The following is a 12,828-nucleotide window of genomic DNA, read 5'->3' as shown; positions in this document are numbered from 1 at the left end:
TTCTATGCACCTCCGACTGGTTATACCGCATTGTTCCCGCTTTTGCTCGCCGGCGGGACAAGGGCCCTGCTCTTCAAGCGCTTAAGGATCACTTCATTAATGCGCGTATCAATTGGTTGGGGATTTCATGCACCGGCAGCACGTGATCCACGCAGCCCAGCTCTACTGCGGCACGGGGCATGCCATAGACAACGCAGGTTTCCTCGGATTCGGCAATGGTGGTTGCCGCTCCCCGGTTCTTCAGCTCCAGCATCGTCCTTGCTCCGTCGCTTCCCATGCCGGTCATGATGACAATATGGCGCTTCAGCTCCTGCAAGGGGACAACCGATTCAAACAGCGTGTCCACGGAGGGCTTATGTCCGCTCCGCGGCGGTTCGGCCGTTACGCTTAGCCGGTAGGTGCCGCTGCTCTCGGAGACGACCCGCATCTGGAAGCCGCCGGGAGCTATGTATGCCGTTCCCGGCTGCAAGACCATGCCATCCTGGCCTTCCACAACCTGTATGCGGCAATTGCTGTTCAGTCTGACCGCCAGGGAGTTGGTAAAATTCGGCGGCATATGCTGGACGATGACGATGGGAGCGGCAAAATCCTCCGGCAAACCGCCCAGCACCTGCTGGAGAGCCCGGGGCCCCCCGGTGGAGGTTCCCAGCGCCACCAGATGCTGCAAGGGGCCTCTGGCAATGGGCGCCGCCGGAGGCTTAACCGGCGGGGCGGCAGGCGGCGCAACCGGCTTGATCTGGGGCCGCAGCGCCGAACGCTCGGGCTTGCGCTCCGGCTGCACAGGCGGCGGCCGCAACGGCCTGGCCGGTTCCGCCGCCGGCGCCGACGGCATCACGGTGCGGGCTCTGGGAGCAGGCGGCGGGTCCTTCACCGGCGGCATTCTGGGCGGAGCCGGATTGGCCGGAGGCGGAGCTGCCGGGAACGCCGGTTTCAACCGCTTGATATTGGACTTGACTGCAATCTCCAGCCGCTCATGGAGCATCTCCTTGACCTTGAACAAGTCCAGGGAAATGGAGCCCGAAGGCTTCTGCACGAAGTCGATGGCTCCGGCCTCCAGCGCCTGGATGGTTACCATTGCCCCTTCCTTGGTCAGGGAGCTGAGCATAATGACCGGAAGGGGATTTTCCTCCATAATGCGCTTCAGGGCTTCAAGGCCGTTCATCTCCGGCATTTCCACGTCCATGGTAATGCAGTCCGGCTGCAGCTCCTTTGCCAGCTGCACCGCCTCCACGCCATTTTTGGCGGTGGCGATCACTTGGAAATCCGGGTGTTCTCCAACGAGATCCGAGACAATTCTTCTCATAAAAACGGAATCGTCAACCACTAAAACCCGCTTTTTCGACATCCCGGTCCTCCCTCCTCTGGTTAGCAATGATATCTGTGATTGGAGCTTACTTCATGAGCTTCAGCATTCTGGACAGAAATCCCTTCACGCCCGGGGCTGCCACCGTCATCTCCGAAGACCTGCCCTGCACGTATTGGTCGGCAATCTCCAGCAGATTTCTGGAGGCCGGCGAATGGGGATAAGCGACGGTAAACGGAATCTGGCGCTTCACTGCTTTGGAAATGTAGCTGTCGTCTGTGACAAAACCCATGGTGGGAATATCCATCTGCAGGAACTTTTTCGCCACCAGCGTTATTTTATCCGCAGTCTGCTTGCCTTCCTTCGGCTCGGTTACCCTGTTGATGACAAGGCGGAAATTGACGCCGGACTGCAGGTTATTAACCATTTTGATAATTGCATACGCATCTGTAATGGAGGTAGGCTCCGGGGTGGTCACCACAATGGTTTCCTCCGCCGCCAGGATAAACTTCAGCGTTTCCTTGGACAGTCCGGCGCCGGTATCGAACAGGATCACATCGCAGTGGCCATTTAGCTGGCCGACCTGCTCCACAAAGTAATCCAGCTCCTCTTCCTTCAGGTCAAGGAGATCATTGAAGCCCGAGCCGCCCCCGATAAACTCAAGACCGTCATAACCGGTATGGATGATCTCCCAGATGGTCTTTTCCTTCTTGAGCAGATGGTACAAATTGTATTTGGGGGTGACCCCCATCAGCACATCAATATTGGCCAAGCCGATGTCCGCATCGAACACCAGCACCTTCAAACCCTTGGACTGAAGCGCCAGAGCGAAATTCAGCGTAAAATTGGATTTGCCCACACCGCCTTTTCCGCTGGTGACGGTGATAATGCGGGTTTTTCTGCCGGCATTCCGGGCCAGCTCCCGCTGTTGGACCAAATCCCGAAGCATCTGTGCCTGGTCATTCATTGGCCTGTTCCCCCAGTATCAAGGCAATCAGTTCATCCTCGCCTGCCACATTAAAATCGTCGGGGACATTTTGCCCTGTCGTGATGTACGACAACGCCAGCGGATATTCGTGGAGCAGATTGAGGATCGGACCGAAGGTCTCCGTTTCGTCCTTCTTGGTGAGAAGCACCTTATCCAGCCTAAACCGCGAGAAGTTTTCGGCAACAGCCTTCATGTCTTTGTATTTCATGGTCAGGCTCAGCACCAGGAAGGTCTCGCTTCTGGGGCCGCCTTGCAGCAGGGCGTTTAATTCGGATACATACATTTCATTGCGGAAGTTGCGTCCGGCGGTGTCCATAAACACAATGTCGCAATCCTGCAGATTGTCGAAGGCCTTCTTCAAGTCATGGGGAGAAAAGACCACCTCCAGCGGGACCCCCAAAATGGTGGCATAGGTCTTCAGCTGCTCCACAGCCGCAATCCGGTACGTGTCGGAGGTAATAAAGCCTACCTTCCGGCGGTGCCTTAATACCTGCTCCGCAGCCAGCTTGGCGATGGTGGTGGTTTTGCCTACGCCGGTAGGACCCACAAAATGGGCGATCCGGGTTTCCGGCTGAAGCGGCATCCGGGGGGGATTCCCCATGATCTGCCTAAGCTTCTCCGCGGCCATTGCGTTTGCCCGCGCCGGGGTCAGGTCGACTTCCTCTTCCGCCAGCTTTTCTTCGATGGCGCCGATCACCTCTTGGGCCAGCTCGGGGAGAACCTCCTGCTCCAGCAGTCTCGCCTCAAGAGCGGCCAGAAGCGGATGGGGAGCGGGTTGGGCGGAGCCGGCTTGCGCCAGATTCTTCATCATCTGCCTCATGGCCCGCAGCTCGCTTAATACCGGGTCCTCCGCAAGCGGCTCCTCCGGCTTTTTGCGGGGCTCCGCCGGCCTGAGGGCGGCAGCCGGTTCCGCCGCGGGAGCTGGAGCGGGGGCAGCGGCAACAGGAGCCGTGGACGCCTTGCTGCCGTAAGCGGCCGCGCCAAGCTGGAGCGGCACCACCGGCCTGGGCGCAGGCTCCGGCTCTGCCGGTGCAGGCTGCTTGTTGGCCAGCCGCTCGATAGATTCCAATAGATCCGCCGTCCGGTCCGCCTTGGCCGCCTTCGGCTGCTCCAAAACAGCGACAGGGGCCGCAGGTTGCGTGGCCCCGGCGCGTTGGATTGGTCCGGTTTTCGGTCGGGAATCCGCCTTGGCAAGGGAATCCGTCGCTGCAATCACTTCAATTTTTTTCTTGCTGAATAACCCTAAAAACCCGCCTGAGCGGATTTCTTTGGTATTCAGGATTACGGCATCCTTGCCTAAATCCGTCCGAATTTGCGCAAGAGCGTCCGGCATGGAATCTACTACATATCGTTTTACTCTCATAGATTCACAACTCCCATGCTTTGAATTTCAACATTCGGCTCAAGCTCGCTGTAGGACAATACCGGAATATCCTGCAGCGTGCGCTCAAGGAGCTGGCGCAGATACATGCGAATGGTCGGCGATGTCAGGATTACGGGCTGAAGCCCTCCTTGCACAGCCCTGGTCACCTGCTCATTGAGCTTGTGGAAGATGGTCTGCGAGGACGAGGGATCAAGCGCCAGATACGAGCCCTGATCCGTCTGCTGCACCGACTCCGCAATCTTCTTTTCCAACGACGGTCCTACGGTAATCACCTTCAGCGCATCGCCGCCGTTGGCATATTGCTGGGTAATCTGGCGGGACAAGGCTTGCCTTACATACTCGGTCAAGATGTCGTGATCCTTGGTGTAGCCGCCGTAATCGGCCAGAGTCTCCAGAATCGTGACCAAATCGCGGACAGAGATTTTCTCCTTCAGCAGCTTGGACAGAACCTTCTGCAGATCGCCCACCGTCACAATATTGGGGATAAGCTCGTCCACCAGCGCCGGGTAGCTTTCTCTGATATTGTCCACCAGCGCCTTGGTTTCCTGACGGCCGATGAGCTCATGGGCATGGCGTTTAATAATCTCAGTCAGGTGGGTCGCCACCACGGAAGGCGGGTCCACCACGGTGTAGCCGGACATTTCGGCCCGTTCCTTCGTCGCGTCATCGATCCACAGGGCCGGGAGGCCAAAGGCCGGCTCCATGGTTTCGATTCCCGAGATGGACTCATCGTCAAAGCCGGGACTCATGGCCAAGTAGTGATTAAGTAGTAATTCACCGCGGGCTACCGAATTTCCTTTAATTTTGATGACATATTCATTCGGTTTTAATTGAATATTGTCGCGAATTCGGATAACAGGCACAACAATGCCTAATTCCAGCGCACATTGTCGGCGAATCAGGATAATCCGGTCCAGCAAATCCCCGCCCTGCTGGGTGTCCGCCAAGGGAATCAGGCCATAGCCGAATTCAAATTCGATGGGGTCCACCTGCAGTAGGCTGATGACACTTTCCGGACTCCGCACCTCTTCGATTTGCTGCTGCTCCTCCGCTTTTTCGTCCTCCACCTGCTTCTGGTTAAGATTCTTCTGCAGGCGGAAGGCGCCAAACACAATGATCGCTGCCACGGGAAAAGTAATGAGGATGCCGATGGGAGTGGCGATGCCCAGCACGGCGATTGTGCCGGCCACCACAAACAGAAGCTTGGGGTTCTGGAGCAGCTGGCCGGTAAGGTCGGAAGCCAGATTGCCCTCCGAGTTGGCCCGGGTCACAATCAGACCGGAAGCGGTGGAGATCATCAGCGCCGGAATCTGGCTGACCAGACCGTCGCCGATGGACATTTGGGTAAACAGGCTGGCCGCCTCCGAGATGCCCATATTGTGGTAGATCATGCCGATAATCAGGCCGCCTACCAGGTTGATGATCAAAATGATAATACTGGCGATGGCATCGCCCTTGACGAACTTGCTGGCGCCGTCCATGGCTCCGTAGAAGTCGGCTTCGCGCTCGATCTTCCGCCTTCTCTCCCGGGCCTGGGTCTCATTGATCATGCCGGCGTTGAGGTCGGCGTCGATGCTCATCTGCTTGCCGGGCATGGCGTCCAGGGTAAAGCGGGCTGCAACCTCGGCCACCCGCTCGGAGCCTTTGGTAATGACGATAAACTGCACCACAACCAGAATCAGGAAGACAACAAAACCCACCACCAGGTTGCCCTGGGCCACAAAACCGCCGAAGGTTTCAACCACCTTACCGCCGTTGGCATGGCTCAGAATATTCCGGGTAGTGGATACGTTCAAGGCCAGTCGGAAAAGGGTGGTAATCAGCAAAAGCGACGGGAAAATGGAGAAGTCCAGCGCTTCCTGGGTATTCATCGCAACCAGAAGAATCATCAGTGCAAGAGATATATTAATGATGAGCAGAACGTCCACTACATGCACACTGACGGGAACCACCATCATCAGTACAATTCCAATTACGCCCAAAAGCACGGTTAGATCCTTCACACGCATGATGAACATCCTCCCTTCCCGTTTATTTTGCTTTTCTTCCCTTCAAGCGGTACACATATGCCAGCACTTCCGCCACAGCCTGGAACAGCTCGGCCGGAATGGTCTGGCCAATCTCGACCTGATCGTACAAGGCTCTGGCCAAAGGCCTGTTTTCCATGGTGATGACTCCGTTTTCCTTGGCAACCTCCTTGATCTTCAATGCCACGAAGTCCGTTCCCTTGGCTACAACCCGGGGGGCGTCCATCTTGCCGTTGTCATACTGGATGGCAACGGCGAAGTGGGTGGGGTTGGTAATGACCACATCCGCCTTGGGCACGTCCTGCATCATCCGGGCCAAGGCCATCCGCCGCTGCTTTTCCTTGATTTTGCCTTTAATCTGCGGATCGCCCTCGGATTTTTTATATTCATCCTTAATGTCCTGTTTGGACATGCGGAGATTTTTTTCGTATTCATATTTTTGGTACATGTAGTCGAAGATGCTTAAGATCACAAGGGCAACACCGATTTTGATGCCCATCATGACGGTGAGGCGGGCCACATAAGCCAGCACGTCGGCCAGCGGCAAGTGCGCCAGATTGACCAGGTTTTCCTTTTCCCCCCATAGGGAGGAATAAACCAGATACCCGATCAGAGTCAGCTTCAGCAGGGTCTTGGCAAAATCCACCAGGGATTTGAGGCTGAAGATCCGCTTCGCCCCTTCGATGGGGTTGATCTTGCTGAATTTGATTTTGAAGGCTTCGCCGGTCAGCAAAAAACCGATCTGCATGTAATTGGCGAGGATTCCCACAAGAACGGTGACGGCAAATATGGGAGCCAGCAGCAAGAGGACTTGGGCCAGCAAATCGGTCATCAGAGGCATGACATTGGCCACGGTAATATCGTTGGTCAGATAATCCTTCAGGGTTCCCTGCATCAGCAGGAACATCCTGTCTTTCATGTAACCGCCGAACATAAGCAGGGTCATAAAACAGAACAGCAGGATCAGCGCTCCCGGAAGCTCGGCGCTTTTGGCCACCTGACCCTTCTTGCGGGCATCCGCCCGCTTTTTCGGGGTGGCTGGTTCGGTTTTTTCACCGGCAAACAGCTGCAGGTTCAGTTTGTAGCGCAATGGAGATGTTGCCACGCCCTGTCCCTCCTTGCTTCTAAGCGTTTGTGCATACCTTGAGGCAGCGATGTTAGGATGCTCCGGTCATAAGGGCCATAAGCTTTTCCATAGCGGTAAACAGTGCTTCAAAAATCATTTGGAAAACGGACAGCATTCCCGGAAGCAAAAATACCAGAAGAATGAGCCCCAGGAAAATCTTCAGCGGAACCCCGATCACGAAAATGTTGAACTGGGGGGCGGTTTTGGCCAGAATGCCCAGTCCCACATCCGTCAGAAACAGGGCTACCACCAGCGGAGCCGCCATTTTGAAGGCCAGGCCGAAGGAATCCGTGAAGGTGCGAAGCATAAAATCCACCATTTGATCGCTGTACATCCGGGCGAACACATCGTTCTGCAGCGGAATCCAGCTGTAGCTGTCATGGATGGCCGTCAACAGCAGATGATGCCCATTGAAGGAAAGAAACAAAAGCATGGCCAGCATGAATTTCAGGTTGCCGATGAGCGGTGACGAGGTTCCCGTCAGAGGGTCGAGAATGTTGGCCATGGACAACCCCATCTGCATGTCGATAAACGAACCGGCGATCTGGATCACCGTAAAAAACATGTAGCCGATAAAACCCAGCAGCAGCCCCACCAAAATTTCCTTGAAGATGGCGAGCACATACAGCGCATCCATCGGTACGGGCTGCAGGCCCAAACCCGAAAAGGTCAGGAAAGCGATAAAAACGGAGAACCCGATTTTAAAGGACGCCGGGACATTTCGGGAAGAAAAGATAGGCGCAGTGACAAAAAAGGCTGTAATCCGACAAAAAACAAGCATGAAGCCAGAGAAGGATTGCAGAATCAGTTCCATGTTCATCTGCCTATCCCGCAAATTGGTGAAGATTATTCAACAAATTGTAGGCGAATTCTACCAGAGTGGTCATAATCCATGGGCCAAAAATCAGCACGGAAATCAGAACGGCCAGGATTTTCGGAACGAACGCCAGGGTTTGCTCCTGGATCTGAGTGGTGGCCTGAAAAATGCTGACGGTCAACCCGACTGCCAATGCAATCAGCATCATGGGGGCGCTGGCCTTCAGAACTGCATACATGGCTTCTCCGGCCAGCTTCATAATATATTCTGGACTCAAGGCTCGATCCTCTCCTTAACCGTAACGCCGGAGCGTTAACCATAGCTGAGCAATAGCCCTTTGACAACCAGGTACCAGCCGTCCACCAGGATGAACAGCAGGATCTTAAAGGGCAGCGAGATCATGACGGGAGGAAGCATCATCATTCCCATTGCCATCAAGGTGCTGGAAATGACCATGTCAATGACCAGAAACGGAATGAAAATGATAAAGCCCATGGTAAATGCCGTTTTCAGCTCGCTGATGACATAAGCCGGGATCAATGCGGTCAATGGCGTATCGTCAATTCCCTCGGGCCTTTCGGCCTTGGAAAAGTCCAGGAACAGCTTCAGGTCCTTCTCATGCACATGCTGGCCCATAAAATGCTTCAACGGCACGGCGGCCTGCTCCAACGCCTGCATCTGGGTAATCTCGCCTCTGGCATAAGGCTGATACGCCGTTTGGTTGATTTCACCGATGGTGGGCGCCATCACAAAAAGCGTCAAAAACAAGGAAAGTCCGATGAGCACCTGGTTGGGAGGCATCTGCTGCGTACCCAGGGAGGTCCGGACAAACCCCAGCACGATGACAATCCGGGTGAAGCTGGTCATCAGCACCAGGATGGAGGGTGCCAGGCTCAGCACGGTCAAAAGCAGAATGATGGAAATGGTGCTGGAGCCCCCGCCGGCCTCGCCGTTTGTATTGCCGATGCTTAAATTGATTTCGGGAATCGGGTCCGCGGCAAAGGCGATGGACGAAAAAGCCAGACCTGCGACAAAAAGCAAAACGAATAAAGCCAGAAGTTTCTTATTCATGATTAGTCATCCAGCCGATCATGTGGGTTTTGGCGGTCTTCGGTAATAAGCTCCTCAACCTTCTTCTGCCGGTTGGCCATGTTCAGCATTTTCTCCTGGAAGACGGCCTGGAATGAAGGAGTGACATCCAATTCCTCGGAGCTTGGCGCGTTTCTGCCGAACCTTCGCAGCCAACTGCCCACCGTGGAAGCGGCGCCTGTATTGGCCGCGGAGCCGGAGTGAAGATTGTCCAGGATGAATTGGATCTCCTCCTCATCCTCAATCTTGTCCACCAGCCCCACTTCCTCCCCGACCCCCAGGACATACAAGGTTCTGCCGATTTGCACCAGCTGAACGGACTTGTTCTGCCCCAAGCCGATGCCGCCGATGGTCCGCAAGGAACGCTCGGCCCGGAATAATCTGCCTTTTTGTGAAACGGTCTTCATTATCACAAGAAAAATGCCGATAATGACAACGAGAAAGAGAATGACTTTGAGAATCATCCAAAAGACGGATAGGGAGCTGCCATTTTGCAGTTCTGGCAGCCCGTCGCCCTCCTGTGCATAGCTGATTCCTGCCGTCATGGAAGCATGCAGCACGCATGCCCCCGCTGCCAAAAGCCCCTTACATACCCTCTTCATGCAATGCCTGCCTTCCCGCCTGGGAAATTAGCCAAGCGTTTTCTTGATGGCTTCGATAACGCGGTCAGCCTGGAACGGCTTTACAATGAAATCCTTGGCGCCGGCTTGAATGGCATCGATTACCATGGCCTGCTGGCCCATAGCCGAACACATGATCACCTTGGCGTTGGCGTCAATCTTCTTGATTTCCTTCAATGCGTTAATGCCGTCCATTTCCGGCATGGTAATATCCATGGTAATCAGATCCGGGTGAAGCTCCTTGTAGCGTTCAATTGCCTGGGCCCCGTCATTGGCTTCGCCGCATACCTCGTATCCGTTCTTCGTCAGAATATCCCGGATCATCATTCTCATAAATGCTGCGTCGTCCACAATCAAAATACGGTTTGCCATTAGTAATATCCTCCTTGAGAGTAATTATTGAAGTTTTTGGATACGATCCCATTGGTTGATGATGTCGGTGACGCGAACGCCGAAATTCTCGTCAATGACCACCACTTCCCCCTTGGCGATCAGCTTGTTGTTCACCAGAATATCCACCGGTTCGCCAGCAAGCTTGTCCAGCTCGATGATGGAGCCTTGCGACAGATCCAGAATATCCTTGATCACTTTTTGTGTCCTACCCAACTCTACCGTGACTCGGAGGGGAATGTCCAGTAAAAGATTTAAATTGGAATCATCCGGGATCAAATTATTCGGATGATTGAAGTTTGCGAATTGTACCGGCTGCACGTTCACATTCCGGTTGGGCGCGGAATACGCTGCCGCCGCCGCAGCTTGCTGGTGCCCGGGATAAGGCGGCATCATGGGCGGCTGCGGATAGCCGGGCTGACCGTAACCGGGCTGCGGGTATCCGTAGGGCGGTTGCTGGTATGCGGCCGGGTCCGGGTAAGCAGGCGGCTGCGGATACGCTGCGGCCGGTTGTTGCGGCGGCTGCTGCGGCTGTGGCGCAGGCGCTGCCGCGGCAGCCGCGGATGGAGCAGGCGCCGCAGCTTGCTTCTGCGGTGCGGGAGCCGCCGGGGCTGCAGGCTCGGGACTGGTCTCGCCCATCAGCGTCTTGACCATATCGCTGGCGAATTTCACCGGCAACAGCTGCATGATGGTGGAGTCGATCAGTTCTCCGATGACCATCCGGAAGGAAACCTTGATGAACACTTCCTCATCGGGAAGAGTTTCCATACCGCCGTTGGCCAGATCCATAATATCGATGCCCGGAGGCGAGATATTGACAAACCGGTTGAAGATGGTGGACATGGAGGTGGCAGATGAGCCCATCATTTGGTTCATTGCTTCCTGTACGGCGCTGATATGGATTTCATTCAGCTCGCCGGCAGGATTGGTGCCGTCCCCGCCCATCATCAGGTCGGCAATGATCTGGGCATCCCGGGTTTTGATCACCAGAAGGTTGATGCCGTGGAAGCCGTCCACGTAGTTGACATGCACAGCCACATGCGGCTTGGGAAATTCATTATGAAGCTGACTCCGGAAGATCACATCCACCTTCGGCGTGGTAATGTCCACTTTTTTGCCCAGAAGGGTGGAAAGTGCGGTAGCCGCGCTGCCGAAGGTAATATTCCCGATTTCCCCCAGAGCGTCCTGTTCGATGGCAGACAGATAATCCTGTACGGCAGGCTCCTCCGGCGCACTCAGTGCGCCTGCGTCATCGGAGGATTGCCGAAGCAAGGCATCAATTTCCTCCTGGGACAAATAATCCTTATTATTCGCCATTTTGTTCCTCGGCTCCTTCTTCTACAATCTCCGAAATTTGAACAGCCACCTTGCCTTTCAGCGTTCCGGGATTGCCGATAAACTTTAATTTTTCTCCTACCAGAATCTGAAGTCCCTCCTCCACAGGCTTGGTAAGCGGGATCACATCCCCAACGGAGAGATTGAGAAATTCCTTCACGGAAATTTCCGAATGGCCCAGTTCGGCGATGATGGGGAGCTTGGCCTTGGATACCCGCTGCTTCAGGGCGTCCGTTTCGTCCGTTGACTTGGATTTCTTATGGGTTACAAACATATGGTGCACGGACAGCCTTGGCATAACAGGCTCGATCACCACATGCGGAATACACAGATTGATCATGCCGGTTGTATCCCCGATTTTGGTGCTGAGGGAGATCAGGGCAATGGTGTCATTTGCGGAAGCGATTTGCATAAACTGCGGATTTGTCTCCAGAGCCTCCAGCCGCGGGTACAAATCCGTCACCGTTTTCCACGCCTCCTGCAATGTATCTAATGCGCGGCTGAAAATCCGTTCCATTATAATGGTTTCGATTTCAGTCAAGGCATTGATTTTCGAAGGGGAGATGCCTGTCCCACCCAACAGGCGGTCAAGCATGGCAAAAGCGACGTTGGGATGTACCTCCAAAACCATACGGCCTTCCAACGGCTCCGCCTCGAAAATGTTCAAAATAGTCATTTTCGGAATGGAGCGGATGAATTCATCGTAAGGCAGCTGTTCCACCTGCACTACATTGATTTGCACAAACGTGCGCAGCTGTGTGGAAAAATAAGTGGTCAACAGCCTGGCGAAGTTTTCATGAATCCGGGTGAGGCTTCGCAGATGATCCTTGGAAAACCGCGTGGCGCGCTTAAAATCGTACGCCCGCACCTTTTTCTGGGTCTCTTCCTTCTTCAGTTCCTCCGCGTCCATCTCGCCGGAAGACAATGCCGCCAGCAGGGCGTCGATCTCATTTTGCGAAAGTACGTCTACCATATCGTCACCTCCTTGGGTACTTGCTGTCTATGTACATGGGCTACTCCACATAATAATCCGTAAGGGAAATGGAAACCACTTTGCCTTCCACAAGCAATTCATTGATTTTGTTCATCAGGGTGGAGATCAGGAACTCCTGGCCCTTGCTGCCCTGAATCTGTTCGGCCTTCATGTCCGCCAGGGTCTGAATGACGATGCTTTTTACCTGGAATACAATGGTTTCAAATTCTTCCTTGCTTTTTTTGTTGTCGAGGGTAAAGGCAAAGCTGGCTTTTACCACACGGCCTTTTTCAGCCAGATTGGTCAGCACATTTTCGATAAAAACGGTCTGCGCTTTGACCTGGGCCGGAGTCAGCCGTTTGCCTTCCACTTGGCTTACCGAGGCTTTGGCCGCCTCCTGGGGATTCGATGGCTGGCTATTCTTGTCCATTACGGTCCACAAGGTGAAGAATGCCACCAAAATCAGGGTAATGACAATGAGCATGGCGATAATGATCATAAACAGCTTGTTTTTAAACACCTTCAGACCCCTCCAACTCCGAGCTCATGATCGTCCCCCGCACTCCGCCAATAGCCGACAAAAAGTTCTGCACCAAGCGTATCACATCTGGAACCTCGTCGAGAACCATAAATTTCTTTCCTGTCGTCAAGGTAATGACTGTATCCGGAGTGTCCTCAATTGTCTCGATCAATAGAGCGTTTATGGTAATAGGCTTTCCGTTTAACCGTCTAACGGTGATCATGCCATCCCTCCTGGGGGCTTGCAATGTAAGCAT

14 protein-coding genes are annotated in these 12,828 nt (G+C 54.4%); all 14 read right to left on the bottom strand.

Features of this window, described 5'->3' with window-relative positions:
* Positions 1–88: 88 nt before the first annotated feature.
* From DQG13_RS07450 to DQG13_RS07385, 14 genes are read right to left on the bottom strand one after another with little or no spacing between them, the layout of a single operon-like run.
* The gene (locus DQG13_RS07450) at positions 89–1,345 is read right to left on the bottom strand and encodes a protein-glutamate methylesterase/protein-glutamine glutaminase (RefSeq protein ID WP_113019125.1); all 1,257 of its coding nucleotides are present in this window, start codon (positions 1,343–1,345) and stop codon (positions 89–91) included.
* A 46-nt stretch (positions 1,346–1,391) separates the two neighbouring features.
* Positions 1,392–2,270: a MinD/ParA family protein gene (locus DQG13_RS07445; RefSeq protein ID WP_113019124.1), complete on the bottom strand. Its 879-nt coding sequence runs from the start codon at positions 2,268–2,270 to the stop codon at positions 1,392–1,394.
* Positions 2,263–3,654 (bottom strand): flagellar biosynthesis GTPase FlhF, encoded by a 1,392-nt coding sequence (gene flhF, locus DQG13_RS07440; protein ID WP_113019123.1) that lies wholly within the window; start codon positions 3,652–3,654, stop codon positions 2,263–2,265. Before flhF ends, DQG13_RS07445 begins: the two co-directional genes overlap by 8 nt.
* Positions 3,651–5,684, bottom strand: coding sequence for a flagellar biosynthesis protein FlhA (flhA, locus tag DQG13_RS07435; RefSeq protein WP_258525521.1), 2,034 nt, complete (start codon positions 5,682–5,684; stop codon positions 3,651–3,653). Before flhA ends, flhF begins: the two co-directional genes overlap by 4 nt.
* Positions 5,685–5,706: 22 nt before the next feature.
* On the bottom strand, positions 5,707–6,807 hold the full coding sequence (gene flhB / locus DQG13_RS07430) for a flagellar biosynthesis protein FlhB (RefSeq protein WP_258525520.1): 1,101 nt from the start codon (positions 6,805–6,807) through the stop codon (positions 5,707–5,709).
* 52 nt (positions 6,808–6,859) lie between these two features.
* Positions 6,860–7,642, bottom strand: coding sequence for a flagellar biosynthetic protein FliR (gene fliR / locus DQG13_RS07425; RefSeq protein WP_113019237.1), 783 nt, complete (start codon positions 7,640–7,642; stop codon positions 6,860–6,862).
* Between the two features lie 10 nt (positions 7,643–7,652).
* A complete protein-coding gene (gene fliQ, locus DQG13_RS07420; protein WP_113019120.1) occupies positions 7,653–7,922 on the bottom strand; it encodes a flagellar biosynthesis protein FliQ in 270 nt (89 codons plus the stop codon).
* Positions 7,923–7,957: 35 nt separating this feature from the next.
* Positions 7,958–8,716 carry a flagellar type III secretion system pore protein FliP gene (gene fliP / locus DQG13_RS07415; RefSeq protein ID WP_113019119.1) on the bottom strand — a complete coding sequence of 253 codons (759 nt, stop codon included), beginning with the start codon at positions 8,714–8,716 and terminating at the stop codon, positions 7,958–7,960.
* A 2-nt stretch (positions 8,717–8,718) separates the two neighbouring features.
* Entirely contained in the window at positions 8,719–9,336 is a 618-nt protein-coding gene (locus DQG13_RS07410) for a flagellar biosynthetic protein FliO (RefSeq protein ID WP_113019118.1), read from the bottom strand.
* A gap of 27 nt (positions 9,337–9,363) precedes the next feature.
* A complete protein-coding gene (locus DQG13_RS07405; protein WP_113019117.1) occupies positions 9,364–9,726 on the bottom strand; it encodes a response regulator in 363 nt (120 codons plus the stop codon).
* A 24-nt stretch (positions 9,727–9,750) separates the two neighbouring features.
* Positions 9,751–11,061 carry a flagellar motor switch phosphatase FliY gene (fliY, locus tag DQG13_RS07400; protein WP_113019116.1) on the bottom strand — a complete coding sequence of 437 codons (1,311 nt, stop codon included), beginning with the start codon at positions 11,059–11,061 and terminating at the stop codon, positions 9,751–9,753.
* The gene (fliM, locus tag DQG13_RS07395) at positions 11,051–12,052 is read right to left on the bottom strand and encodes a flagellar motor switch protein FliM (RefSeq protein WP_113019115.1); all 1,002 of its coding nucleotides are present in this window, start codon (positions 12,050–12,052) and stop codon (positions 11,051–11,053) included. Before fliM ends, fliY begins: the two co-directional genes overlap by 11 nt.
* Positions 12,053–12,092: 40 nt before the next feature.
* Positions 12,093–12,572 carry a flagellar basal body-associated FliL family protein gene (locus DQG13_RS07390; protein ID WP_258525518.1) on the bottom strand — a complete coding sequence of 160 codons (480 nt, stop codon included), beginning with the start codon at positions 12,570–12,572 and terminating at the stop codon, positions 12,093–12,095.
* Positions 12,565–12,795: a flagellar FlbD family protein gene (locus DQG13_RS07385; RefSeq protein WP_113019114.1), complete on the bottom strand. Its 231-nt coding sequence runs from the start codon at positions 12,793–12,795 to the stop codon at positions 12,565–12,567. The genes DQG13_RS07390 and DQG13_RS07385 overlap by 8 nt, the downstream gene beginning before the upstream one ends.
* Positions 12,796–12,828 lie beyond the last annotated feature (33 nt).

This window comes from Paenibacillus sp. YN15, from assembly GCF_003285005.1.
Classification (GTDB): Bacteria; Bacillota; Bacilli; order Paenibacillales; family NBRC-103111; genus Paenibacillus_AR.
Note: the sequence above shows the minus strand (reverse complement) of the source record. Positions and strands in the feature narration are given on the sequence as shown.

Coding starts and splice junctions, on each gene's coding strand:
- DQG13_RS07450 (WP_113019125.1), bottom strand. CDS start 1,345: ATGTCGAAAAAGCGGGTTTTAGTGGTTGACGATTCCGTTTTTATGAGA.
- DQG13_RS07445 (WP_113019124.1), bottom strand. CDS start 2,270: ATGAATGACCAGGCACAGATGCTTCGGGATTTGGTCCAACAGCGGGAG.
- flhF (WP_113019123.1), bottom strand. CDS start 3,654: ATGAGAGTAAAACGATATGTAGTAGATTCCATGCCGGACGCTCTTGCG.
- flhA (WP_258525521.1), bottom strand. CDS start 5,684: ATGCGTGTGAAGGATCTAACCGTGCTTTTGGGCGTAATTGGAATTGTA.
- fliR (WP_113019237.1), bottom strand. CDS start 7,642: ATGGAACTGATTCTGCAATCCTTCTCTGGCTTCATGCTTGTTTTTTGT.
- fliP (WP_113019119.1), bottom strand. CDS start 8,716: ATGAATAAGAAACTTCTGGCTTTATTCGTTTTGCTTTTTGTCGCAGGT.
- DQG13_RS07410 (WP_113019118.1), bottom strand. CDS start 9,336: ATGAAGAGGGTATGTAAGGGGCTTTTGGCAGCGGGGGCATGCGTGCTG.
- DQG13_RS07405 (WP_113019117.1), bottom strand. CDS start 9,726: ATGGCAAACCGTATTTTGATTGTGGACGACGCAGCATTTATGAGAATG.
- fliY (WP_113019116.1), bottom strand. CDS start 11,061: ATGGCGAATAATAAGGATTATTTGTCCCAGGAGGAAATTGATGCCTTG.
- fliM (WP_113019115.1), bottom strand. CDS start 12,052: ATGGTAGACGTACTTTCGCAAAATGAGATCGACGCCCTGCTGGCGGCA.
- DQG13_RS07385 (WP_113019114.1), bottom strand. CDS start 12,795: ATGATCACCGTTAGACGGTTAAACGGAAAGCCTATTACCATAAACGCT.